Annotated in this window: 24 protein-coding genes; 9 read left to right on the top strand and 15 right to left on the bottom strand. The window is 62.8% G+C overall.

Annotation, left to right across the window (positions count from 1 at the left end; genetic code table 11):
* Position 1: 1 nt before the first annotated feature.
* Genes Clow_RS07605 through Clow_RS07590 form a run of 4 tightly spaced genes read left to right on the top strand, consistent with a single transcriptional unit; the run spans position 2 to position 4,018 of the window.
* Entirely contained in the window at positions 2–1,570 is a 1,569-nt protein-coding gene (locus tag Clow_RS07605) for an aspartate:alanine exchanger family transporter (RefSeq protein ID WP_055178190.1), read from the top strand.
* Complete coding sequence (locus Clow_RS07600) at positions 1,563–2,270, top strand: metal ABC transporter ATP-binding protein (protein ID WP_055178189.1); 708 nt, start codon at positions 1,563–1,565, stop codon at positions 2,268–2,270. The genes Clow_RS07605 and Clow_RS07600 overlap by 8 nt, the downstream gene beginning before the upstream one ends.
* Positions 2,271–3,146: a metal ABC transporter permease gene (locus Clow_RS07595; protein WP_055178188.1), complete on the top strand. Its 876-nt coding sequence runs from the start codon at positions 2,271–2,273 to the stop codon at positions 3,144–3,146. It begins immediately after the preceding gene.
* Positions 3,147–3,199: 53 nt separating this feature from the next.
* The gene (locus Clow_RS07590) at positions 3,200–4,018 is read left to right on the top strand and encodes a CE1 family esterase (protein ID WP_055178187.1); all 819 of its coding nucleotides are present in this window, start codon (positions 3,200–3,202) and stop codon (positions 4,016–4,018) included.
* On the opposite strand, the gene rlmB is transcribed toward Clow_RS07590, so the two are convergent.
* From rlmB to Clow_RS07550, 8 genes are all read right to left on the bottom strand, one after another.
* The gene (rlmB, locus tag Clow_RS07585; protein ID WP_055178186.1) at positions 4,011–4,964 is read right to left on the bottom strand and encodes a 23S rRNA (guanosine(2251)-2'-O)-methyltransferase RlmB; all 954 of its coding nucleotides are present in this window, start codon (positions 4,962–4,964) and stop codon (positions 4,011–4,013) included. The genes Clow_RS07590 and rlmB overlap by 8 nt on opposite strands.
* A 12-nt stretch (positions 4,965–4,976) precedes the next feature.
* On the bottom strand, positions 4,977–6,371 hold the full coding sequence (cysS, locus tag Clow_RS07580; protein WP_055178185.1) for a cysteine--tRNA ligase: 1,395 nt from the start codon (positions 6,369–6,371) through the stop codon (positions 4,977–4,979).
* An 18-nt stretch (positions 6,372–6,389) separates the two neighbouring features.
* The gene (nagB, locus tag Clow_RS07575) at positions 6,390–7,166 is read right to left on the bottom strand and encodes a glucosamine-6-phosphate deaminase (protein WP_055178184.1); all 777 of its coding nucleotides are present in this window, start codon (positions 7,164–7,166) and stop codon (positions 6,390–6,392) included.
* A gap of 54 nt (positions 7,167–7,220) precedes the next feature.
* Entirely contained in the window at positions 7,221–8,375 is a 1,155-nt protein-coding gene (locus tag Clow_RS07570) for an N-acetylglucosamine-6-phosphate deacetylase (RefSeq protein WP_055178183.1), read from the bottom strand.
* Positions 8,376–8,408: 33 nt separating this feature from the next.
* Positions 8,409–9,149 carry a FadR/GntR family transcriptional regulator gene (locus tag Clow_RS07565; protein ID WP_055178182.1) on the bottom strand — a complete coding sequence of 247 codons (741 nt, stop codon included), beginning with the start codon at positions 9,147–9,149 and terminating at the stop codon, positions 8,409–8,411.
* Between the two features lie 422 nt (positions 9,150–9,571).
* The gene (gene ispF, locus Clow_RS07560) at positions 9,572–10,054 is read right to left on the bottom strand and encodes a 2-C-methyl-D-erythritol 2,4-cyclodiphosphate synthase (protein ID WP_055178181.1); all 483 of its coding nucleotides are present in this window, start codon (positions 10,052–10,054) and stop codon (positions 9,572–9,574) included.
* Positions 10,054–10,827, bottom strand: a complete 774-nt coding sequence (ispD, locus tag Clow_RS07555) for a 2-C-methyl-D-erythritol 4-phosphate cytidylyltransferase (protein WP_055178180.1) — start codon at positions 10,825–10,827, stop codon at positions 10,054–10,056. Before ispD ends, ispF begins: the two co-directional genes overlap by 1 nt.
* Positions 10,811–11,404, bottom strand: coding sequence for a CarD family transcriptional regulator (locus Clow_RS07550; protein ID WP_055178179.1), 594 nt, complete (start codon positions 11,402–11,404; stop codon positions 10,811–10,813). The genes ispD and Clow_RS07550 overlap by 17 nt, the downstream gene beginning before the upstream one ends.
* A 227-nt stretch (positions 11,405–11,631) precedes the next feature.
* On the opposite strand from Clow_RS07550, the gene Clow_RS07545 reads away from it, so the two are divergent.
* Together Clow_RS07545 and radA are read left to right on the top strand one after the other, a co-directional pair.
* Positions 11,632–12,234, top strand: coding sequence for a hypothetical protein (locus Clow_RS07545; RefSeq protein ID WP_055178178.1), 603 nt, complete (start codon positions 11,632–11,634; stop codon positions 12,232–12,234).
* Between the two features lie 117 nt (positions 12,235–12,351).
* Complete coding sequence (gene radA / locus Clow_RS07540) at positions 12,352–13,830, top strand: DNA repair protein RadA (protein ID WP_055178177.1); 1,479 nt, start codon at positions 12,352–12,354, stop codon at positions 13,828–13,830.
* A gap of 16 nt (positions 13,831–13,846) precedes the next feature.
* Here radA and Clow_RS07535 read toward each other — a convergent pair whose 3' ends face one another.
* From Clow_RS07535 to Clow_RS07525, 3 genes are all read right to left on the bottom strand, one after another.
* The gene (locus Clow_RS07535) at positions 13,847–14,551 is read right to left on the bottom strand and encodes a hypothetical protein (RefSeq protein ID WP_055178176.1); all 705 of its coding nucleotides are present in this window, start codon (positions 14,549–14,551) and stop codon (positions 13,847–13,849) included.
* A gap of 64 nt (positions 14,552–14,615) precedes the next feature.
* Positions 14,616–15,353 (bottom strand): YoaK family protein, encoded by a 738-nt coding sequence (locus Clow_RS07530; RefSeq protein WP_055178175.1) that lies wholly within the window; start codon positions 15,351–15,353, stop codon positions 14,616–14,618.
* A gap of 4 nt (positions 15,354–15,357) precedes the next feature.
* Entirely contained in the window at positions 15,358–15,978 is a 621-nt protein-coding gene (locus Clow_RS07525) for a carbonic anhydrase (protein WP_055178220.1), read from the bottom strand.
* Positions 15,979–16,021: 43 nt separating this feature from the next.
* Here Clow_RS07525 and Clow_RS07520 point away from each other — a divergent pair, with 43 nt between their 5' ends.
* Together Clow_RS07520 and Clow_RS07515 are read left to right on the top strand one after the other, a co-directional pair.
* Positions 16,022–16,891 (top strand): HhH-GPD family protein, encoded by an 870-nt coding sequence (locus Clow_RS07520; RefSeq protein ID WP_055178174.1) that lies wholly within the window; start codon positions 16,022–16,024, stop codon positions 16,889–16,891.
* A gap of 268 nt (positions 16,892–17,159) precedes the next feature.
* The gene (locus Clow_RS07515; RefSeq protein ID WP_055178173.1) at positions 17,160–18,548 is read left to right on the top strand and encodes an ATP-binding protein; all 1,389 of its coding nucleotides are present in this window, start codon (positions 17,160–17,162) and stop codon (positions 18,546–18,548) included.
* A 421-nt stretch (positions 18,549–18,969) separates the two neighbouring features.
* On the opposite strand, the gene Clow_RS07510 is transcribed toward Clow_RS07515, so the two are convergent.
* Positions 18,970–19,893 (bottom strand): alpha/beta hydrolase, encoded by a 924-nt coding sequence (locus tag Clow_RS07510; protein WP_055178172.1) that lies wholly within the window; start codon positions 19,891–19,893, stop codon positions 18,970–18,972.
* Between the two features lie 180 nt (positions 19,894–20,073).
* Here Clow_RS07510 and Clow_RS11195 point away from each other — a divergent pair, with 180 nt between their 5' ends.
* Complete coding sequence (locus tag Clow_RS11195; RefSeq protein ID WP_069724599.1) at positions 20,074–20,892, top strand: helix-turn-helix transcriptional regulator; 819 nt, start codon at positions 20,074–20,076, stop codon at positions 20,890–20,892.
* A 66-nt stretch (positions 20,893–20,958) separates the two neighbouring features.
* Here the strand turns inward: Clow_RS11195 and Clow_RS07495 are convergent, their stop codons facing one another.
* The 3 genes from Clow_RS07495 to Clow_RS07485 all read right to left on the bottom strand — a co-directional run bounded on the left by Clow_RS07495 (position 20,959) and on the right by Clow_RS07485 (position 24,102).
* A complete protein-coding gene (locus tag Clow_RS07495) occupies positions 20,959–21,129 on the bottom strand; it encodes a DUF4236 domain-containing protein (protein WP_082418600.1) in 171 nt (56 codons plus the stop codon).
* 63 nt (positions 21,130–21,192) lie between these two features.
* Positions 21,193–22,431 carry an MFS transporter gene (locus Clow_RS07490; protein WP_082418593.1) on the bottom strand — a complete coding sequence of 413 codons (1,239 nt, stop codon included), beginning with the start codon at positions 22,429–22,431 and terminating at the stop codon, positions 21,193–21,195.
* 42 nt (positions 22,432–22,473) lie between these two features.
* The gene (locus tag Clow_RS07485) at positions 22,474–24,102 is read right to left on the bottom strand and encodes an ABC-ATPase domain-containing protein (protein WP_055178167.1); all 1,629 of its coding nucleotides are present in this window, start codon (positions 24,100–24,102) and stop codon (positions 22,474–22,476) included.
* Positions 24,103–24,122: the final 20 nt, after the last annotated feature.

The following is a 24,122-nucleotide window of genomic DNA, read 5'->3' as shown; positions in this document are numbered from 1 at the left end:
AGTGCTACATTTTCTCGACGGACACGTACTGCTCACCCTCTTTATCGTCATTACGGTGGGGACGGCCTTCGGTGCCATTCCCTTTGGCCCGCTGCGCTTCGGGGCCGCCGGAGCGCTCTTCATGGGCCTGGCCATCGGCCCCTTCGTGGATGTCCCCGCCGAATCCCTCGCCCTCTTCCAGGAATTAGGGCTGGGCCTCTTCGTCTATATGCTCGGCCTAGAGGCAGGCGAGACCTTCTTTAGGGATATGCGCGAACAACTCGGCATGATGTTCGCCTCCCTGATTGCCGTGACCCTCGCCGCTGTTACCGCGATCGTCGGCTCCGGCCTGCTGGGCATTGCCCGTGAGGTGGCCCTGGGCGTCTTTGCCGGAGCGCTCACCTCCACGCCCTCCCTTTCGCTGGCCCAGGAGCAAACGGGTTCCGATAGCCCCGCCGTGGGGTATTCCCTGAGCTATCCCACCGGAGTGATCCTGGCGATCTTGCTGGTGGCCTTCACCATCGGCAGCAATTGGCGGGCCTCGCGCGATCAGGAAAACCCCGATGAGAAGATTCTGCGCCTGGTGCGTATCTCCGTGACCAAGGAGCCGGATTGGAGCGCCCTCGATGAGCAATGGGCCGATCAGTTCCGCCTGTGCACCATCCGGCGCGGTGGCCGCACCAAAGTGGCCACCGACCCCACCACCATCGAGCGCGGCGATACGGTGGTGATGCTCACCACCAAGGCCTCCCTGCCGCACCTCATCGCGGTGTTGGGGCGTAGGTTAGGCCCCGTCTCCACCCAGCAGGGCGGTAATCTCACGGTGCAGCATTATCGGGTATCCAATAAGGACATTGCCGGTAATACCATTGCTAATCTTCCGCTTTATGATAAGCACCGGGCTCAGGTGGTGCGTATTCGCCGCGGCGATGAAACCCTGCTCCCCACCGATGAGAGCACCTTAGAGGCCGGGGATATTGTGGAAATGGTCATGCCTACCTCGCGCGCAGAAGATGTGCGCAATTATCTTGGTGATTCCATTCAGGATTTCTCCGAATTGGATTGGATCGCCGCCGCTGGTGGTCTGGTGGTGGGCTTTTTGCTGGCTCTCATTGAGGTTCCGCTGCCCGGTGGCTCCTCTTTTACCCTGGGTGCCGCTGCCGGGCCACTACTGGCCGGTATTCTGCTCGGCTCCCTGGGACGCACCGGGCGCACCGCCTGGCAGTTGCCGCGCACCGCCAATTACACTTTGAGGCAGTTTGGTCTCATGCTCTTTCTCGCGGCGGTGGGTACGGCCTCCGGCCCGGCCTTCGCGCAGACGGCCTTTAGCATGGATGGGCTGCGCGCCATCGCCCTGGCCGCCGCGGTGTGTTTGATGGGTGCGGGTTCCTTCCTTCTCATGGCTTGGGCTATGGGGCAATCCTCCACCCGCGCCAATGGCGGCATGTCTGGGCTGCTGGGCCAACCTGCGGTGTTGCAATACGCGCTCCAAAATGCGTCGGATTCTCGCATCATGTCCGGCTATACCGCTACCTTTGCTATTGCCCTCGTGTACAAGATTGTGATTATTCCGGTGATGCTCGTTGTCTGACCTTCTCGCCTTCTCCCGCGCCGCCGTCTCCCCGTTATGGGAGGGGCTGGACCTCGCCGTGCGCCCCGGTGAGTTCCTCACCGTGCTCGGTCCTAACGGCGTGGGTAAGTCCACGCTGCTCGCCGCCATCATGGGCACCCGCCCGTTGAGCGCGGGCAGCGTGGACGTACGCGGCCGCGTGGGGTACATCCCCCAGCAGCGCATGTTCCCCTCCGATCTCCCGCTGCGCGCCCGCGATCTCGTCTCCCTGGCGATGGCCCACGGCACCGTGCGTGGGCGCAGTGCGCGGCGCGGGGACGTCGATAAGGCTTTAGCCGCCGTGGGTGCGGCGGGGCTGGCGGAGCTGCGCGTGGGGCACCTCTCCGGTGGGCAGCAACAACTGGTGCGCCAGGCCCAGGCGTTGGCGGGTGAGCCCCAGGTGGTGCTTGCCGACGAACCCCTGCTCAGCCTCGACCCCGCCACCCAGGCCGCCACCGTGGCGCGCCTGGATGCTTACCGGCGCGAGCATAACGCGGGCATCGTCTTTGTCACGCACAGCATTAATCCGGTGCTGAGCGTGACCGATAGGGTGCTCTACCTCGCCCCCAATGGGCACCTGGTAGGCACGGTGGCGGAGGTGATGCGCTCGGAGACCCTGAGCGCTTTGTACGGTTCGCGCGTGGACGTGGTGGAAGTCAATGGCCGCCTGGTGGTGATGTAAATGTTTCTTGCCGATACTCAGTATTTGCTCAGCGTGGACTTCGTGCAGCAGGCCCTCCTAGCCGCCGCATTCCTGGGGCTACTCTCCGGGGTCATGGCCCCACTCATCGTGGTGCGGCAGATGTCTTTTTCCGTGCACGCCACCAGCGAGTTAGCCCTGATGGGTGCCTCCGCCGCGCTCCTGGCCGGGCTCAATATCGGGGCCGGGGCCGTGGTGGGCTCCATCGTGGCGGCGGTGGTGCTCGCGGTGCTGGGCCTGCGCGGGCAGCAAGATAGCGCGATTGGCGTGGTGATGAGCTTTGGCCTGGGGCTCTCGGTGCTCTTCATCCACCTCTACCCCGGCAATTCCTCCACCGCGCTCACCCTGCTCACCGGGCAGATCGTGGGGGTTTCCTCGGCCTCGGTGTGGGCGCTGGGGTTGATTACCGCCCTGGTGGTGAGCGCGGTGGCGCTGTGGTGGCGCCCGCTGCTCTTTGCCAGCGCCGATCCCATCATGGCCGCCGCCAGCGGGGTTCCAGTGCGCCTGGTCTCGGTGGGCTTTGCTGTGCTCGTGGGCCTGGCCGCCGCTCAATCGGTGCAGATCGTGGGCGCACTGCTGGTCATGGCGCTGCTGATTACCCCCGGCGCGGCCGCCGTGCAGGTCACCGCCTCCCCGCTGCGTGCCGTGGTGCTCTCCGTGGTGTTCGCGGAGATCGCCGCCGTGGGCGGACTGGTGCTCTCCCTGGCTCCGGGCCTGCCGGTCTCGGTATTCGTCACGGGCATCAGTTTTGCCATCTACCTCCTCTGCCGCGTTATCGGCTGGTGGCAGGGCCGCCGCGTGCAGCGCGATGAGGTGCGCGCCCAGGATTACTCCCCTCACCACTGTGGGGAGGAATAAAACTTTTCCGCTCGGCTAGAAGGGTGCCGTCACCAGGCTTAAAATCATGGCTCATGGAAGCCCGCACCCTCGACGTTCACGGCCAGCAGCGCCGCTACCACGTGGTATTCCCTAAGAGCACCCCGGTTAACGCCGACCTCCTGCTCTACCTCCACGGCTCCCGCCAGTCGGGGCGCGTTTCCCCACACTTCACCGCCCACACCTTCGACGCAATGGCCGAGCGCACCGGCACCATCCTCGTCTACCCAGACGGCATCGGCCATCACTTCAACGACGCCCGCCGCGAGTTCGACGAGCAGTGCCGCCGCGAGGCCGTGGATGATGTGGCCTTCCTGCGCGCGATCGTCGATAGTTTCGCCCCCGCCCGCACCTTCGCCTGCGGTTACTCCAACGGCGGCCACATGGTGCTGCGTTTGCTTCTCGACGCCCCGGGCTTGCTCACCGCCGCCGCTATCTTCTCCGCCGCCCCTCCGGCACCGTCCAACCTCATGGTTTCCACGGCCGCCTACCGGTCCACCCCCGTGATGTTCATGCACGGCACCGCCGACCCCATCACCCCCTACGAGGGCGGGCGGGTGGAACTTCAAGGTTCCGCCCGGGGCGAGATGATGCCCGCCTTTGCCGGGGCGGCCTACTGGGCCGGGCTCAATGGCTGCACCGCTATCCCCGATACCTCCCACCCACATCCCGGAGTGGACGTGGATACCTGGGACGACGGCGCTCACCCACCCGTGCAGCTGTGGACTCTTCACGGCGTGGGCCACGTGGTGCCCTCCCCGAAGAAGGCGCCCGCCACACTCGGCCCCGGCACCACCGCCGTGGTGGGGGCTGAGGTGGCGGCGGAGTTTTTTGGTTTGAGCGCTCTTAGTTAGACCCCGCCACACGCCGCTGCCGGGCAAACTCGGAGAGCACCGCGCCCGCCGCCACGGAGGCGTTGAGGGATTCCACCCACTTCTCCATCGGAATGGACATCAGTACGTCGCAGTTCTCCCGCACCAGGCGGGAAAGGCCCTTACCCTCGGAGCCGATCACGATAACCACGGGATCGGTGCCGCCATCGTAGGTGTCCAGGGTGTGCTCGCCGCCCGCTTCCAGGCCCACAATTTGATAGCCGGAGCGCTTGAACTCCTCGATGGTGCGGTTGAGGTTGGTGGCTCGGGCCACCGGCAGCCGGGCCGCCGTGCCCGCAGAGGTACGCCAGGTGACCGCCGTCACGGAGGCCGAGCGGCGCTCCGGGATAATCACGCCGTGGCCGCCAAAGGCCGCCGTGGAGCGAATCACCGCGCCGAGGTTGCGGGGGTCGGTGATGTTATCCAGGATCACCACCATGCCGGGCTCCCCGGTCTGCTTGATTCCCGCGATGAGATCGTGCACGTCCGCGTACTCATAGGGCGGTATTTGCAGGCCAATGCCCTGGTGCAGGGTATTGCCGGTGAGCTTATCGAGCTCCTGGCGCTGCACCTCCACCACGGAGATACCGCGCGCGTTGGCAATAGCCACGGCCTCGGAGAGGCGATCGTCGTGGCCGGTGCCCATCGCCACCAGCAGCTGCGTGGCGGGTACCTTGGCGCGCAGGCACTCCACCACGGGGTTGCGGCCCACCACCAGTTCGGTGGTGTTCTCCCGCACGTGCCTCCCGGAATTACGCCGCTCGCGCTCTAGTTTGCGCTGGTGGGCGGCATGGTACACGCGATCTTCCGCCTTGGGGGTAGGCCCCTTGCCGCGCAGGCCACGGCGGCGCTGACCGCCGGAGCCCTTGGTGGCGCCCTTCTTGTTGCTCTTGCGCAGGGCGCCGCGCCGCTTATCGTTTCCAGCCATGTATTCCTCCGTTTAGTTCCGGGCGCGCAGTGACCACTGCGGCCCCTCGGGGGTATCGGTCACCTCTACGCCAGCGGCGGCAAGGCGATCGCGCACCTCATCGGCCACGGCCCAGTTCTTCTCGGCGCGCGCTTGGGCGCGCCTCTCCAATTCTGCCTGCACAAGAATATCCAATGCCTCGTGCAATTCCGCACCGGCACCCGTCTGCCCCTCAGCCCAGTCGTAGGGGTCAATGCCCAGCACGGAGGTCATGGCCCGCACCTGGCCGCCGATCTCGCGGGCGCGCTCCTCTTCCCCCGCGGCCAGGGCGGAGTTCCCGGCGCGCACGGCGGTGTGAATCTCCGCCAGGGCGCGAGGCACGGAAAGGTCCTCGTTCATGGCGGCGTCGAAAGTCTCAGGGCGGGTGCCCGCTTCCACCTCACCCAGGCGGCGCAGAAAGTCCTCAATGCGGCGGTAACCGGCTGCGGCCTCGTGTAGGGCCTCCTCGGAGTATTCCAGCACGCTGCGATAATGCGCGCTGCCCAGGTAATAGCGCAGTTCCACGGGGCGCACCAGGGTGAGGATGTGCGGCACGGAGAGCACGTTGCCCAGGGATTTGGACATTTTCTCCCCCGCCATCGTCACCCAGTGGTTATGCAGCCAGTAGCGAGCAAATCCATCACCGGCGGCGTGGGATTGCGCGGCCTCGTTCTCGTGGTGCGGAAATTGCAGGTCCAGCCCGCCGCAGTGAATATCAAACTCCCCGCCCAGGTAATAGGTGGCCATCGCGGAGCACTCCAGGTGCCAGCCGGGGCGGCCAGCACCCCACGGAGTAGGCCAGGCGGGTTCGCCGGGCTTGGCGGCCTTCCACAGGGCGAAGTCGCGGGGGCCGCGCTTGCCGCAGTTCTCCGTCTCCCCCTGCTCCATTTCTTCTACCCGGTTGCCGGAAAGCGCACCGTAATCGGAGCCCTCGGCGGCCACCCAGGCCGCCACGTCAAAGTACACGGAGCCCTCGGCGGCGTAGGCAAAACCGGCGTCGATAAGCCGCTGCATGTACTCCACCATTTGGGTGACGTGCCCGGTGGCGCGCGGCTCCACGGAGGGGGGCAACACGCCCAGTTGGTTATAGGCCCAGGTGAACTCACGTTCGTAGGTGCTCACCCACTCCCACCAGGGGCGATTATTTTCGGCGGCCTTGGTCAGGATTTTATCGTCGATGTCCGTGACGTTGCGAACAAAGGCCACGTCATAGCCCTGGGCCAGCAGCCAACGGCGCAGAATGTCAAAGGCCACGCCGGAGCGCACGTGCCCGATGTGCGGCTGCGCCTGCGGGGTGGCACCACACAGGTACACGCTGGCCTTTCCCTCGCGCAAGGGGGTGAACTCTCGTAGGCTGCGGGTACCGGTGTCATAAAGGCTTAAAGTCACGCCTTTCAGTGTAACGCCTCAGTAGCGCTGCCAAGACGGCTTGTGCGCCTCCACGTAGCGGTAGTAGGCGGCGTCGTGAAGCAGCGTTGCGGCCTCCGCGTCCACCAGCACCGTGGCGTGGCGGTGCCATTGCAGTATCGACGCCGGGCAGGAGGCCGCCAGCGGCCCTTCCACCAGGCGTTTGACGGCCTCAGCCTTGTGTTTGCCGGTGGCGAGCAGCAGCAGGTGGCGGGCGCGCTGAATAGTACCCAGCCCCTGCGTGATGACCTGGGCGGGCACGTGCTCCTGGGATTCAAAGAAGCGCGCGTTATCCGCCACCGTCTGCGGGTGCAGGGTTTTGATTCTGGTGAGCGAATTGAGCGAACTTCCCGGCTCGTTGAAGCCGATGTGCCCGTTGGTGCCCACGCCCAGGATTTGGAGGTCAATACCTCCGGCGGCCTCAATATCGCGTTCGTAGTCCGCCGTGGCACGAATAACGTCCTCGGCCATGCCGGCGGGGGCGTGCACGTGCTCATCATGAACGTCAATGTGCGAGGTGAACTCGCGCCGAATGGTGGCGTGATAGCTCTGCGGGTGGTCATAGGGCAGGCCGATGTATTCATCGAGCAGGAACATCTGAGTCTGCGCGAAGCTCAGTTCCTCTTCCCGGTGCCGCCGGATAAGCTCGCGGTAGGTTCCCAGCGGCGTTGCTCCGGTGGCCAGGCCGAGCGTGGAACCCTCCCGCACGTAGCCGCCGATGATGTCAGCGGCCTGCTGGGCTACTTCCTGGGGCGTTTCCCTCATGAGGATTTCCATGAATGGCTCCTTTACTCGGAATCTATCCTGCCCCTACATTTTTAGCGCGATTTTCTAGACGCTGCGCCGCCCCTCACACCACACCTGCGTAGCGATGCCCTCGGACTCATCGAGCACCACGAAGGTCGCGGGCATGCCGGGGCGCAGGTCCCCCGCGCGATCTTCCAGCCCCAGAACCCGCGCCGCATGGGTGGAGGTAAAACGCACGGCGGCCACGGCCCCGTGGCGCTCCCGGTAGCTCAAAAACTGTTGCAGCAGGGTGCTCGTTCCTCCCGCGATCGCTCCGGGCTCCGCCCCAGTACTTTCCAGGCGCGCCACGCCGCCGCTCACCTCCACGGTCAGGGGGCCTAACTCATAGGTGCCATCGGACATTCCGGCGGCCTCCATCGCGTCCGTCACCGCCAGGGTACGTTCGGGTGCCGCCGCGGTGACCATATCCACGGTGCCCTCGTGCAGGTGCACCCCGTCCGCGATCACCTCCACCCAGGCCTCCCCGCGGGCGGCGGCCTCAAGCAGGGCTGCCGACGCCCCCGGCGCGCGATGGTGCAGCGGGGCCATGCCGTTGAAGAGGTGCGTGGCCGTCACGGTGGCCCCTTTGCCCCGAGCCTGCGCTATGGCCTCCCGCACGACCTCATAGGGGGCGTCGGTATGCCCAAAGGAGACGATCACTCCGTGTGCCGCGCAGATGTCCATGAGTTCTGCCGCGTGGTCCGTCTCCGGGGCAAGGGTCACCTGCCGGATAGTGCCCGCCGCCTCCGCGATGAGGCGGCGCAGCATGGCGGGGTCCCCCGGTTGAATACGGCTGGGGGCCTGCGCCCCGCAACGCGCGGAGTTGATGAAGGGCCCCTCAAGATGAATCCCGTAGATTTCCCCCTGCTCCACCATTTCACGCAGCAGGATAATCTGGCGGCGCAGTTCCTCCTCGTGCCCGGAAACCAAGCTCGCAAGCATGGTTGTGGTGCCCTGGGAGCGGTGAAAACGCGCGGCGCGCAGGCACTCTTGCTTACTTCCCGTGGGAAAGGCCCCGCCCGCCCCGCCGTGATTGTGCACGTCTACCAATCCGGGAATCACCGTGGGGCAATCGCGTGGGGCGGGTCCGGAAAGCTCCTCAATGCTCTCGACGCACCCGTTATCCCACCTGAGCCGAGCGTGGGGATACTCCCGCTCGGCGGTAATGATGCGGCCTACAAGGCCCGCTGGTTGAGTCATACCCGTACTGTAGCCCGCACGGCTCTCACGGGTTTAGGGCTCTTCTTGGGAGAATCCCCGCGCCTTCGCCTGCTCCTCGATCATCGTGCGCAGCGGCTGGTAGTGCTTGCGCACGGCCTCCTCATAGACCAACACGTCTCCATCATGGAGGGCATCGAGAATCTCCACGTGCGTATCAGCGGTGTTCTGCACGCTATGGCTGTGATCCAGACCAAGGGCGGGAGCCACGGCGGTGTGCACACGCCGGAATACCTCGGTGAGCTCCTGGATCAGGGGGTTCGATACTCCAGCCATGAGGAGGTTGTGGAACTCCTGATCCTGCTCGGCAAAGGAGACATCGCCGTCATTGTTTTCACGCATCGTATCCACGAGCACGCGCAGCTTGCGCTCCGTTTGCTCGTCCAAGGCCGCGATGAGCTGACGGCCCAGGGATATATCCAAGGCCTCTCGGGCGTCCACCAGGGAGATCAGGCCGTCAAAGGAACGCTCTGCTTCCAATACCGTGCGGAAGATCAGGCCGTTGACTAGCGGTTCCAGTGACATCTGCGATACGTAGGTGCCATAGCCGTGGCGCACCTCAACAATATCGAGCGTGGCGAGAATACGCATTGCCTCACGAATGGAAGAGCGGGAGTAGCCCAACTGTTCACACAGCGTAGCCTCGGAGGGCAGCACATCACCGGGAGCGAGCTGGTTAGAACGGATATATTCCTTAATCCCCTCCATTGCAGTCAGCGCAGCGGAAGGGGTCCTGGCATGCAGGGTCAGGGGCATTGCTTAACACTCTTTCACTTACTTGCGGGAGCCAAACCTAAGTGTAATAGGTTGCAGCCTCCACCTAATCAGATGTCTGACGCTATACACCAAAGCATAACGGAAGAAGAAAATTAATACCACTACTGCCACGAAAGCCCCCCCCCCCCTGACTTTGCGTCATCCTATTCGGGGAGAAGCCCCGGAAAACGCCCTGCACCCACAGGAAATAGCATCTGCATACACCTTATCGGAGCGCCCCCTCGGAACACCGCGCAAGAATATAAATCCTGCCCACAGCACCGCACGGCTACCACAATCAAACTCCTACATACGCGAAAGTATCTCCCACCAGCCGCTGTTCACAGGATTGTAGAACAATCCCACATAATCGTTTCCCCGCTAAACAAAATAATATAGTTCTGGGAACTAAGCAGTTTTCCTTATGCCCCTTCAGTGGCTTTCCATACCACCGCCGTGGCCACCGCCGCGCGGCCTTCACCGCTCCCGGTAAAACCCATGTGGTCGGTGGTGGTGGCCGATACCGATACCGGAGCACCCACCGCCTCAGAGAGCACCCGCTGCGCCTCCTCGCGGCGCGGCCCCATCTTGGGGGTCTGCCCGATCATCTGCACGGCGGCATTGCCGATCGTATATCCGGCCCCCTCAATCGCCGCCGCAGCCTCGCGCAGCAAACGCACTCCCGAGGCCCCCGCGTACTCCGGGCGACCCACACCCACCAGGGTGCCAATATCACCCAGCCCGGCGGCAGAAAGGAGCGCATCCACCAGGGCATGACTCACCACGTCCCCATCCGAATGCCCCTCGCAGCCCGCAGCACCCTCAAAAAGCAGCCCCGCAATATAACAGGGCTTGCCCTCCTCAATCTGGTGAGCATCCGTACCAATACCCACGCGGGGAATCATCATCGCACTCCTCCCGGCACCTCAAACACCGTGGGTTCCGCCTCATCCACGATGGTGCGCGCCAGCATCATATCCATCGGCGTGGTCACCTTAAAGGCCATCGGATCGCCCGGCACGCACAGCACCGGGTATCCATGCCATTCCAGCAGCGAGGCATCGTCGGTGGCCTCAAAAGAGGGGTTCTCCTCCGCAAAATAGGCGAGGTTCGCCTCCCGCAGCACCCCCAGATCGAAGCCCTGGGGGGTTTGCACCGCCCGCAACAGCGCCCGCGAGGGGGTTTCCACTACCGACGAGCCCGCGGGGGCGTCGATACGCTTAATCGTATCGGCCACCGGCAGCACCGGGATCACCCCAGGGTGGCCCGCCAGCACGGCCCGCGCCACCCGCGCCACCAACCCCGGAGGCGTGAGCGCCCTGGCGGAATCGTGGATGAGCACCACGCCCTCGTTTTCCTCGATGGCCTGGATACCCTGCCACACAGAATCGGCGCGCTCCCCGCCGCCGTGCACCAGGCGCACGGGAACCTCGCCGTTACGCAGCAAACCCCGGCGCTCCAAGAGGCGCGCGGCGTAATCCTCCATATCGGGGCTGACGAGCACGATCACCTCGTCCACCATCCCCGAGGTCATCATCGAAGTAACGGAACGCTCCACGAGCGAACGCTCGCGCAGCGTCACAAAAGCCTTGGGTATCGACGCCCCCAGCCGCGTCCCCTTGCCCGCCGCGGCGACGAGGGCGGTAACCCTGCGGCGCGTTTTAATCCTCGTCCTCATCATCGAAGTTGAGGTCGTCAAGGTTCACATCGAGGTCATCGTCCTTCACCTCGGCGTCCGTGGTGGAGATACCGGCAGCCTCCTTGTGGCGCTTAATCGCCTCATCCACCTCCTTGAGGAAGGAATCTGCCTTCTCCTTATCCTCGGTGTCCGCCAGGGCGATCTCGCCCACGAGAATCTGGCGGGCCTTGGCCAGCATGCGCTTCTCACCAGCGGAAAGGCCGCGGTCCTGATCGCGGCGCCACAGATCGCGCACCACCTCGGCCACCTTGTTCACATCGCCCGAGGCCAGGCGTTCCTGGTTGGCCTTGTAGCGGCGAGACCAGTTACCGGCCTCCTCCACGTCCGTTTCCCGCAGCACTCCGAAAACGGTGCGCAGACCCTCATCATCCACGACGTCGCGCACGCCCACCAGCTCGGCGTTCTTTACCGGAACGCGCACCACCAGATCGGACTGGTTGATCTTGAGGACGAGGTAATCCAGCGTCTCCCCACCAATCTCGCGCTGCTCAATGCTCTCAATAACAGCGGCACCGTGGTGCGGATAAACAACGACATCCCCGGCCTTAAAATCCATTCCCCACTCCTTGAGGTATCTGAGGTAAACGCGAGCAGATTGCGCGCCCGAGGGCAACGCGCGTGAAGGCGATCCCCGCGAGGGCATAGCAGAAACACCATATTAGCACGCAGGCATCGCCCTGATTCTCCGCACAATGGCTACCCCTGCTTACCTCACTCAACTAGGACGTGCCTGTGAGAAAGGCTAGGGTGGAGGGTATTAACTGTGTTTTTCCGCAAGATCGCATGGAGGACAATCCCGTGAAGCCCCTGAAGTCCGCCGCCCGGCGCGGCGGTGTCATCTCCGCTGCCGCTCTCTCCGCGCTGGTGCTGGCTTCCTGCTCCGCAGGCCAGGTGACCCAAACTTCGGATCAGGTTGCCGCCGTTGACGGTGCTTCCGCTCAGAATGAAGAAGATACCGTGGCCGTGCGCGATGTCACCGTGATCGTGCCCGAGAACGGTAATGGCGAGGCCGCGCTGAAGTTCACCGCCATCAATCAGGACACCAACCGGGTTGCCCACACCCTGCAATCCGTGAGCGTGAACGGCAAGCCGGTGCGCGTGGAGCAGACCCCGGCTCTTGATTCCGGGTGCAGCCTGGTGGCCGATTCCGCCGCCGGTATCGCTGATCTGAACAAGGACTCCGGGGCGGGCTGCATCAACTACACCGCTACCTCCCTGGCGAACGATAACTTCGCCCCCGGTGGCAACACCAACGTGGAGTTCGTATTCGATTCCACCACCATTCCCGTCACCGCTACCATCTCCGCCCCCAACCTGGATTCCGGCACCGTCTCCCGCGACTTTGACCGCTACGGGGAGAACGCCCCGGAGCACGCGGAGCACTAAAACCCATTAAAAGCACAGCCGGGAACACGCCACGATGTTCCCGGTTTTCTTATGCTAAAAGCGGTGGTCACAGCGCTGCCACGGCCCCGCCACGGCCATGCTCTAAGGTGCTAAAGCATGGCGAAAAAAGCGCGCAGCATCCACACCTGCACCGAGTGCGGCTACTCCTCCCCCAAGTGGTTGGGCCGCTGCCCCGAGTGCGGGGCCTGGGGCTCCATGCAGGTCACGGCGGCACCACTGAGCGCGGCGGGGGCCACGCGGGGGCGGAGTGCTTCTCTCAGTGGAGGTTCTTCCTCCGGGGTCGTGGGACTAACGCCCACCGCGCCCGCCGCACCCATGACCACCATTAATGCCCACGCCACGCGCACTATTCCCACCGGGATTGGGGAATTAGATCGCGTGCTGGGCAGCGGCATCGTCCCCGGTTCCGTGGTGCTCATGGCCGGAGAACCGGGCGTGGGTAAGTCCACGCTGCTCCTAGAGGTGGCGGCCCGGTGGGCGGCGCAGCCGGTGGGAGAAGGGGGCGTCGATAATGCGGAAGGCGCTGGCGGGGAAGGTAGCACCCGCACCGCCCTCTACGTCACCGCCGAGGAATCAGTGGGCCAGGTGCGCCTGCGCGCCGAGCGCACCGGCGCGGTGCGCGATACCCTCTTCCTGGCCGCCGAGCCCAATCTGGACGTGGTATTCGGGCACGTCCAACAGGTAAAACCCTCCCTACTCATCGTGGATTCCGTGCAGACCATGCAGGCCGATGGCGTGGAGGGAGTGGCCGGGGGCGTGGCTCAATCCCGCGCGGTGACCGCCGCGCTCACCACCCTGGCTAAGAGCACCGGCATTCCCATCCTGCTCGTGGGGCACGTGACCAAGGATGGCAACGTGGCCGGGCCTCGCGTGCTCGAACACCTGGTGGACGTAGTGCTGAACTTCGAGGGCGATCGCCATTCCAGCCTGCGCATGCTGCGCGGCATCAAGAATCGCTTTGGTGCCACCGATGAAGTGGGTTGCTTTGAGCAGACCTCCGAGGGAATCCAGGAGGTACCCGACCCCTCCGGGCTCTTCCTCTCCCACCGCGATCACACCCCCGACGGCTCCGCGGTGACCGTGGCGATGGACGGCGTGCGCCCCATCCTGGCCGAGGTGCAATCCCTGGCCGTGGATTCCCCGGCAAAGAATCCCCGCCGGGTGGTTACCGGCCTCGACTCTGCCCGCGTACCGATGGTGCTGGCGGTGCTCACCGCCAGGGCGCACATCAGCACCCACACCAAGGACGTGTACGTGGCCACGGTGGGCGGCATGAGGATTGGAGAGCCCGCCACGGACCTCGCGGTGGCGATGGCCACGGTATCCACCATTCGGGAAAAGCCCCTGCCCCAGCGCACCGTGTTCATCGGGGAGGTGGGCCTGGCCGGGGAGCTACGCCGCGTGCCCTCGCTGGAGCGACGCCTCCAGGAGGCCGCCCGCCTGGGCTACAAGCGCGCCGTGGTGCCCGCCGGAGAAAAGATCACGGTGCCGGGCCTACGCATCAACCCCGCTACCACGCTGGCGGAGGCCATCGCAGCGGCGGGGTTGGATACTGGTTCGGATACGGAGGCGTAAAACTCAGGCGAGGTTCTCAGGCAAGATTAAAAGGCTGCGCCGGGGAGGCGTGATTGCCGATCACCGCGTGCAGGTAATAAGAACCGGCCTCCACCGGGGAGCGGGCCTCGCACTTCTGCGGTGCGGAGGTGGTGCGTGACCACACGGATTCAAAGTGGCGCTCCTCCCCCTTGGGGAAGGTACGCTTGCCCGAACCCTCGGAGGGGTTGCAATCCACATCGGCCCAGATGCGGGAGTTATCCCGCATGGAGTACACCTCAAAGCGCAGGGTCTCCTGGTCCAGATTGATCTCGCAATCGGCAGCCGTGGGGTTCTTCACCGTCATATAGAAGGTGGGTTTATCCCCCGCCCTGAAGGTGGCCTGGGAGGTGGAGGCCGTGATCTCTAGGTCATTGAGCTCGCAGGTGCGCTTGTTCGCCGCCACGGCTGTCGTGGTGGCCTCCGCGCTGGGTTCCTCGCTGCGCGATTCGGTGGGGGCCTCGGATTCCTGCTCCTCGGCAGAGGTGCTTTCCTCCCCCGTGCTCTCCGCCTCGGCGGAGGTGGGGACCGCCGAGGTAGCGGCCGGGGCCACGGTGGGCTGTTGTTTCTCTTCACCGCTGCCGCCCAAAGCCACGGCGGCCCAGATCAGGGCGGCTACGACCACGATGACCACCACGACGGCGGCTACGCGACGTCGCACGTAGATCTCTTCCGAGAGACGACCATGTTGTTGCGGGCTCACGCCTTCCCACTCTATGCGCTTGGTGCTGCCCAGGAGCGGAAACCACGCCGGGAATCACTCCGCTTTAGTGCCCGTCCTTGCGTAAGAAGGAGGGGTGATCCACGCGCCACGTCACCGCCGTCATCACCATCGCTCCGATGGCGAGGAGGAAGAGGGCATCATCAACGCCCTGGCGGTGAAATACCACCCCGCCCAGCACGGCCCCGAATACAAAGCCCAGGTACGTGGCCAGCTGCGGGAACCACATCCACTGTTGCTTTCCCGCCACGTGCAGCGCGGCGCCCTGGCCGATCTTCACCAGGGTTCCGGTGACGTAGGAAAGGGGCATGACCACCTGGCCGCGTCTGCTAATAGAGGTATTCAGTGCCCCCAGGCCGAAGGCGAGGAAGAGAATGGGAATCGGGGTGAGCTCATTGCGCTGCGCACCCAGCCATAGATCGGAAAGGAAGGCCGCGATGATAGCCAGGGTGGTCACCACCATCGCTCCGTGGCGGGCCTGCGACCATAGATAAATGCGGGCCAGGGTGGCGGTAAAGGCCCCGATCACGAATACCAGCACCGCGCTCAGCGCCGCCAGCCCCGCGCCCGTGCTGCCCTGAAGAGGCTCTAGCACCATGCGCTCGGTATTGCCCGTCATAAAGGTGACGTACCAGCCGGAGGAATAGAGCCAGGCGGCTGCTCCCGTGGCACCGGCCAGGCTGGCGAGCATGACGCCAAGGAAGAACTCCCGGAAGTTATAGTACGGGGCCAGGTAATCGTAGGTGCCGGTGAGCAGATTGCTCCATAGTTCCGCGCGCTTCATCGCCTCAACTCACCCCATAGGTGGCCACGGTTTCCACGCTGCCGTCGGCAAGCAAATAGCGCAAGCCCACCAGCCCCACGCTGCCCGCCTCGATCTGCTCCGGCAGGTGCGGCAGGCGGTGCATGATCTGCCCGATGGTCTCGGTAACGTGAATCCGCTCGTAATCGCTCTGTTCGTGGCAGCCTTCCCGGCGCGCCGCCAGCACCGAGGGGGTCACGCGCTCCACCAGGATGCGCTGCCACCCCTCGGGAATGGCCCCCTCGTCCAAAGCCTTGGTGGCCGCACCCACGGCGCCGCAATTCTCGTGACCCAGCACCACGATGAGCGGCACACCCAGGCCATCTATGGCGTATTCCAGGGAGGCCAGCACCGCGGGATCGGTGATCTCGCCCGCAGTGCGGATCACGAAGATGTCGCCAAAGCCGGCGTCGAAAATGAGCTCCACCGGCACGCGGGAATCGGAACAGGCCAGCGCTACGACGGCGGGGTTCTGCCCGGAGCGCAGCGTCTCGCGGCGTTCATCATCGCGGTTGGGGTTCTTTTCCTGGGAGGCACAGAAACGCTTATTACCGGCTTTTAAGGCTTCCCATACGGACTGGGGCGTGGCATCAGAATAGAGAGTCATAATGTGAAACATCTTATATAATTCACCCTCTATACTGCGGTGCGTGAACACCCTCCAAGACGCCGTGATCGCCTGGTATCGCACCCACGCCCGCGACCTCCCCTGGCGCACCCCCGGCACTACCGCCTGGGAGGTGCTGCTCTCCGAGGTAATGAGCCAGCAAACCCCCGTGGCCCGCGTCATTCCCATCTGGGAACAGTGGCGTCAGCGCTGGCCCACCCCCGCACACTTTGCCGACGCCGGGCGCGACGAGGTACTGCGCGCCTGGGGCCGCCTGGGATACCCCCGGCGCGCACTGCGCCTCCACGAATGTGCCGCCGAGATCGTGGAGAGATTCGAGGGCACCGTGCCTGCCGAAGTAGAAGAACTACTCAGCCTGCCCGGAATTGGGGAATATACCGCGCGCGCCGTGGCTTGTTTTCATTATGGAAAGAATGTACCCGTGGTAGATACCAATGTGCGCCGCGTATATCGCCGCGCCATTGAAGGGCACTTCCTCGCCGGAACGGCCTCCAAAAAAGAACTCGGCCACGTAGCCGCGCTCCTCCCCGAGATCGACGGGCCGACCTTCTCCGTGGGCCTCATGGAACTCGGCGCCCTCGTGTGCACCGCCGCCTCCCCCGACTGCCCGCGCTGCCCGCTACTCTCGCGCTGTGCCTGGCAAAAAGCGGGCTGCCCGCAGCCGAGCGAGGAGGACAAGAAACGCCGCCGCACCCAAAAATACGAGGGCACCGACCGCCACGCCCGCGGCACCATCATGGCCCTGCTGCGTAACACCCCCACCTCCGTACCAATGGCGCAGATCGACGCCGCCTGGCCCGACGCCGCGCAGCGCTCCCGCGCGCTCTTCGGTTTGCTTGACGACGGCCTCGCGGAGCAACTCGACGACGGCACCTTCCGGTTGCCTCGGTGAGGACTACTGGAAAGCTACTTGAAAGCAAGATTGCTAGTAGAAAGGTGCTACTACCAGGTGTTTTAACGACTACTTGAAAGTACTTGAAAAGTTTTCAAGTAGATTTTCACGCGCGATGGCGGGGTGGGGCGGGACGTTTCCAGATCAAATCCTTACGCCTACTGGAAAGCTACTTGAAAGCAGAGTTGCCAGTAAAAATATACCCTCACCAGCAGTTTTATCATCTACTTGAAGCTACTTGAAAAGTTTTCAAGTAGAATCGCGGAGCATGGAGCACCTGCCTGTTCACGAAGTTCTCACCCGACCCGAGGACCAATGGTTTGACCGTAAATCCTTTCAAACCAAGCCCAAAGACCTAGCCAAGGCGTTCGTTGGCTTTGCCAACGCCGAGGGAGGCGTCATTGCCTGGGGTGTGCGTGACCGCGAAGCCCAAGGCCTCCCCACCACCGCGCAGGATAATGCTCTGCGCCAGGCCGCCCTGGAACTCACCGACCCCACCGTGGAGGTGCGCTGGGAAATACTGAAAACAACCACCCCTAGCGGAGAGCCTGCCCAGATTTTCCTCCTGAGCGTGACCCCCGGCCCCAGGGTTCATTATCTCACCAATGGCGAATGTTGGCTTCGCGCTGGAGATGAAACGCGGCAGCTCAAAAACTTTGAGGACATTCAAGAACTCGCCTACTCCAAAGGCGAACGCACGCACGATTCCACCGGCGTACCCCGCACCGACATGGCCGACCTCTCCCATACAGCCCTAGAGAATTACGCAAATACTATTGGCTCCCGCAGCCCCGAGGACGCCCTCAAGGCCCGCCACCTACTCACGCATAAGGGCGACGCCACCGTGGGCGCCATTCTCATGTTCGGCAACGACCCCCAAGGGTTCTTCCCCCATGCCACCGTACGCGTGCTCAAATGGCGGGAAAAGAATCGCGGCGCGGGCAGAAACCAGCTCCTCGAAGCCGACCGTCACTTTGAAGGCCCCTTGCCCACACAGGTAGAAGAAGCCCGGCAATATATTCTTTCCCTCCTTCCACACGCCTCCCGCCTTGGGGAATCGGGAAAGTTCATACACGAACCCGTGGTTCCCACCGACGCCTGGCTAGAGGGATTAGTCAATGCTGTTATTCATAGGTCCTATAGCCTCACCGGCGACCATATCCGCTTTGAGATATTCCCCGACCGCATAGAAATCACCAATCCCGGACGTTTCCCCGGATTGGCCGACCCGCGCCGCCCCGAAAGCATTAGCCGCTTTGCCCGGAACCCCACCATCGCACGAGTGGCCTCGGAACTACGCATTGGACAGGAATTAGGCGAGGGAATACGCCGTATCTTTTCGGAAATGCGCGCCGTGGGTTTTAGCGACCCCGCCTATACCCAGACCAACGGCACCGTCACCCTCACGCTAAATACCACGCACAGGATTAGCGAACAGCAATTGGCCTTCCTCCCTACAGGAGCCGCCACGGTATTGGCCGCCATGCAAAGAATCGGCTCACCCCTCAGCACGGGAGACATCGCAGAACTAGTGAAGATGAGCAGACCCTCCGCCCGCAACGCACTCAATGCTCTGCGGGATGCAGAGCTGGTGGAGTGGCACGGTCAATCTCCCCGTGACCCCCGCGCCACATGGAGGCTACGCGACGCCCTCTAAACGGCTACTGGAAAGCTACTTGAAAGCAGAATTGCCAGCAAAAACGTACCCCCACCAGCAGTTTTATCATCTACTTGAAACTACTTGAAAAGTTTTCAAGTAGTTTCGCGGAGCCTCACCCGGACCGAAGATCAGCGATGCTACCGCAAACCTTTCCAAACCAAGCCAAAAGATCTATCCAAGACATTCGTGGACTTTGCCAACGCCGAGGGAGGCATCATTGCCTGAGGCGTGCGCGACCGGGAACCCCAAGACCTCCCCATCGTCGCGCAGGATAATGCCCTGCGGAGGCCGGACTCGTGGAGCGGCGTCGCTAATCCCCCGTACCCCACCGCCACCTAGCGGCTACGCGATGTTCTTTAGAACAACTAAATCCATCGCATAGCGCCAAACACCCTACTGTCCGAACTGTGTGAAATCCCTATTCTGCACCAAAGCTACATTGAAAGAAATCAGCGATCTTTTCAGAAGCCGGAACTACATACTCCGGCTTATCATACAGATCAATATGAGTTGCACCTTCAAGAATCTCCAGTTCAGCCGGACCTCTGAAACTAGCAATCGCTTCTTCACTGAAGTATCTCGTATCCGCCTTGGACCCAGCAATCATCAGTAAGGGCCGCGGAGCGATCATGTTAATGAGAGTATAGGCATCGAATTGGGCAATCATGTCCACACTGCGGAATATCCACCAGTTTGGCGAGTTCGGATGCTCCCCACGAGGCGTCCGATAGTAGTCGTATGCCTCGTTGTACATAGAACCTTCAGGAAATGCTTTTGCCTCATCTGCCGTATTTGGCACACCGTGCTCCAAATGCGGCTCTTCACCACGCCCCTCAGCGGTTCGGAGCTCCCCGGCACGAGCAAGCATGCCAGCCAAAATAGCCGGATCCTGCCCTCCTCCCATCCCCTCGCGGTAAAGCCGACCAATATCGGCAGCCGAAACGGTGGCCACAGCCTTGATTCGAAGATCAGTCTGTGCAGCAAAAGGAACGTAACCGCCCGATGCGCAAATGCCGAGCGCTCCAATCTTCCCAGAATCCACATCGGCACGCGTGCTCAAGTACGTCACCGCCGCTTTCACATCCTCGGAGCGCTGCCAAGGGTTTTCCAGAAGCCGAGGCTCCCCTTCACTCTCCCCCTGATAGGCAGCGTCAAAGACCAGACACACAAAGCCTCGCTTTACCAACTGTTCCGCATAGTTACTTGGGCTTTGTTCCTTGACGCTTCCGAAGGGATGACCAATCACAATAGCGGGAAACTTCTCATTCACGCCCGACTCTGGCTTGAACAGTATTCCCGACAATGTTATTCCCGCACTCGGAAAAGAAACTTCTTCCTTCACTCTCAGCCTTCCTAAGACCACAAAGTTCTTCCTCAAACACCCTCATGAGCATCAAGGCGTGCCGCTTTCAGCAACACTCCAAACGAGCGTAAGGCAAGAAAAACAATCCAGTAAGGGTTTACCAAACCATGTACTGACAGACCACCCTATCGAGCGACACCATCGGCTATGCTGACCTCCGTGAACAATGAAACTAACGCCCATAATTTCCTCATATCTCGTCGTTCTCGAATCACGCCCTCTGATGTCGGCCTGCCCACATACGGAGAACGCAGACGAGTCCCAGGTCTCCGCCGAGAAGAAGTTGCCATGCTTGCCGGAATTAGCGCCGATTACTATGGACGTTTGGAAAGAGGAGAACTCCGCGGCGTATCAAACAGCGTTCTCGAATCACTCACCCAGGCCCTACAACTTAATGAAGATGAAAAGTCTCATCTTTACAACCTTGCCCGCAGTGCAAATCAAGAACCTGTCAAGGCAAGACAAAAGAATAAAAACTTTGGCCATATACTCGGCCAGATGACAGGAGTTGCTGCAATAATTCTCGACCCGCTCCTCAACATAAAGCAAACAAACCCATTGGGGCACGAACTATACAAACCCGTATTCAAAAACCAGGAATGGGAAAATAACTTTGCCCGTTTCCTCTTTCAGGATTCCGAATCCCGTATTTTATTCCCGCAATGGGATGAAGTGGCAAACGATACCGTCAGCCTAATCCGAAGCGCATCGGGAGAAAATCCCCACAGCGATCAACTCAGAAAGTTACTAGAACACCTAACCCAAGAGCATGAGTTCAATGAACGCTGGCAAACACATAACGTTTATTACCATAAGAGTGGGACAAAAATGTTCCACCACCCAGACACAGGAAATTTCATCCTCAATTTCGAGACCGCAACCCTACTGAGCGATCCACACTCAACCCTCATCCTCTACAGCTCTCAGCAGGAGCATCAAAAGGAAAGCGCGTTAAATATTCTTCAGAAGAAATTATAAAATCAATATTCCAACAGCGGAATGGAAACCTTCGAGTGAGCTTGTAGGCTCACTCGAAGGTTTCCCCTACTTCCAGCGCCCCCTGAAGTTCAATCCACCGGGCAGGTTCACCCAGAAGCCGCCCCGGCTATTCACCGTCACCGGGCCGATCTTGGTGGAGGCCGAGGCCCCGGAACCGGAGAGGTTGATCCAGCTGTTCTTGCCCGTCTTTTTGCGCTGGCGGTATTGCAGACCCATCGCGCTCATCTCCTCTTTGCGTGCGGAAAGAATCTATCCTCGAACCCTACCAAAGGCAGCCGCCTATCCCAGGGTACGAATATCTACTTTTCGCATGTCACCGCCGATGAAAAGCCAGGTCACGGCCGCTATGAGCCCGAAGCACATAACGATAAGGCAGGCCGTCGAACCAATGGTTCCACCGAGGTAACCACCCGCCACCGCTCCGAAGGGCACCACGCCGAGGGTGCCCCAACGTATCGCGGAGGAGACTTGCCCGATCATCGTCTCTGGGGTGTTGTGCTGCTTGATCGTCTCACTCATCACCAGGTTCACCACGATGGCAAAGGCCCATCCGGCCAGTCCCAGGGATACCAGGAGGAACCGCACTGCGGTTCCCTCAACCACAAAGGCCACCGGGACCAGCAGCGCAAAGACCCCCGCGAGCGCGTAGGAGAGGAAGTACAGCAGCGGGGTGGGGTACCGAGCCATGAGGCGGCTGGTCACCAGCGTGGCCACCACGCCGAATATTCCCGAACCCACGCTGGCGAGGCCCACTAACGCTGAGCTAAAGCCGAGGTCGCGCACCATGTAGTACGTCAGCACCGCCGAGAATCCCGCGGCAAAGAAGTTAAAGTGCGCCGCAGAGAGGAAGATGGCCCGCAGCCCCTTATCCTGCCACACCAGGCGCAGACCACTCAGCGCACCGCCAGAGGATTCCCCCGAATCCTCGGTACGAGAGCTCCCCGCACCCCGCCCCAGGAAAAAGAGAAAACTGCTCACCAGGTAGGTACACACGTCCAGGAGTACCGCCAGCGGCGCCCCCACCGCCTGTACCAGAAGCCCACCAATTCCAGGCCCGGCCACCTCCGTGACGGAGTTACTTCCCTCCACGGCGGAATTGACCTGCGGCCACGCTTTCTTGGGGAATCTCCGCACCACGATGGTGGACATCGCGCTTTCATAGAGTAGCGAGGCCGCGCCCAGCGCAAAGACCACCAGGAATATGTGGATAAAACTCACGCTGCCCAGGACATAGGCCACGGGAATGGTGATGAGCAACAGCGCCCGGAGCAGGTTGGCCGCAATGATGGAGCGGTCACCTCCCATCTCATCGGCCACGCGGCCAATAAAAAGCCCAAAGAAAAGCACCGCCAGAGATTCCGCGGCCTCCAATAAACCCATCTGGAATACCGAGGCCCCGGCCACATTCAGGGCAAGCAACGGAATAACAATCAAGCCAGTATTAGTGCCCAGAACGGAAACAGTGTGCGCGGCCCAAAATCGGCCAAAGCCCTCCAAGCCCCGCAGCGTTCTCATCATGGCAAGAAATACTAGCGGCCCGGCGCGAGTGCCGGAGGGCTTTTAGCGAACCTCCAACCCCCGGTACCTATTCACCGCCGCCATGATCTCGTGGCGGCGCGGCCGGGCATAAAGCCCCGGGTGCCCCTTGCGCGGGGAGAGTGCGGCGAGGCCCTGGGCGTCGATAAGCGCCTCTAGTTCCTCCACCGCCCGGCGCAGGGGCACCTCCCCCAGCACGCCTTCCAGGTAGTCGATGGCGTGAGCAATGCCGAGGGTTTGGGCCTGGTCCACCAGTTGTTCCGCCGGGCCGAGGTCGATGCCGGTCTTGCCATAGCGGATCAGGGTGCGGCCCTTGGCCCCGGCGGGCTTGCGCTTGCCCGGCGCGCTGAGCCCGGTGGGCACGCGCGGGGCGCCGGGGCGGAACTCGCCGGCCTCCTGCGGGGGCTCGCCGCCGAGTTCGTGGGCGCGTTCGGTGACGTCGGCTACGCGGTAGGCGTCGAGGGCAATCACGTGATCGGCCACGCTAAAGAAGGCCCCGGAGCCGCCCGCCACGAGCACGGTGGATACCCCGGCGTCGCGGTAGAGGGCGCGCACGGTATCCACGAAGGGGGTGATCGGCTCGCGGTCGGCGCTGATGAGTGCGCGCATGCGCTCGTCGCGGATCATGAAGTTCGTGGCGGAGGTGTCCTCGTCAATGAGCAGGGCATCCGCCCCTGCCTCGATGGCCTCCACCAAGTTCGCCGCCTGGGAGGTGGAGCCGGAGGCGTTGGTGGTGGAAAAGGCCGTGGTGTCCTCCCCGGAGGGCAGGTTGTTGATAAAGGCGGAGATGTCCGCACCGCTGACCGCGCGCCCGTCCTCAGCGCGCACGGACACAGCCGCAGGCCGCGTGACCACCCATTCGCGCCCATCGCCCTCGATGTGGGGGTACACGCCGCGCTCAATGGCGCGCAAGAGAGTGGACTTGCCGTGGTAACCACCGCCCACGATCACGGTCACGCCCTCCGGCACCCCCATACCGGTGAGCGTGCGCCCACTCGGCAAGGTCACCTCGCGGCGCAGCGTGGGCGGGGCGGCAAAGGGCACGGCCTCGGCCAGGGGCTCATCGCTATCCCCCGATCGGCGCGGCAACACCGCCCCCTCCCCCACGAAGGCCACCAGCCCTAGTTCCGGCAGCTGCGCGCGCAGCCACTCCTGGTCACGGTAGAGCACCACGTGCCGCTCCAGGGCTTGCTTATCGACGCCCCGGACGCCTTCCACCACCTCCGGCAACGTCTCGGTGAGGATCGAGGCGGCCAGGTGACCCTTAATCCGGCGCCCCGCCGCCGGAAGGCCCACGGTAAAGCGCAGAAGAAGGTGATCCTCATATACCTCGGCAGTGGTGCGCTCTAGAACCTGCTGGCCAATCCGGCCAATGTTGATGTCCCGGCTACTCTTCGCCGCGCGGTCAAAGGCGCGGGTGAAGTAATCCGCAGCCGCCACCTTCTCCCCGCGCTCCTGATAAGCACTCAGGTCAAAGGGCACGTGCAGATGCGCTAGCGAAGGCGGCGCATAGGGATCAACCTGGGCGCGGTCGAGAGTGAACTCCACCCCCGCGCCCAGATCGTAAGTGGCACCCGTGAGATCGCGGTAAGCCCCGTAGGGCTTGCCATCAAGACGGGTGAGTTCCTTGTGTAGGTCGCTTAAGTTCTTCACCCCTACCTGTTTACCAGGGG

The organism is Corynebacterium lowii, from assembly GCF_001412085.1.
Classification (GTDB): domain Bacteria; phylum Actinomycetota; class Actinomycetes; order Mycobacteriales; family Mycobacteriaceae; genus Corynebacterium; species Corynebacterium lowii.
Note: the sequence above shows the minus strand (reverse complement) of the source record. Positions and strands in the feature narration are given on the sequence as shown.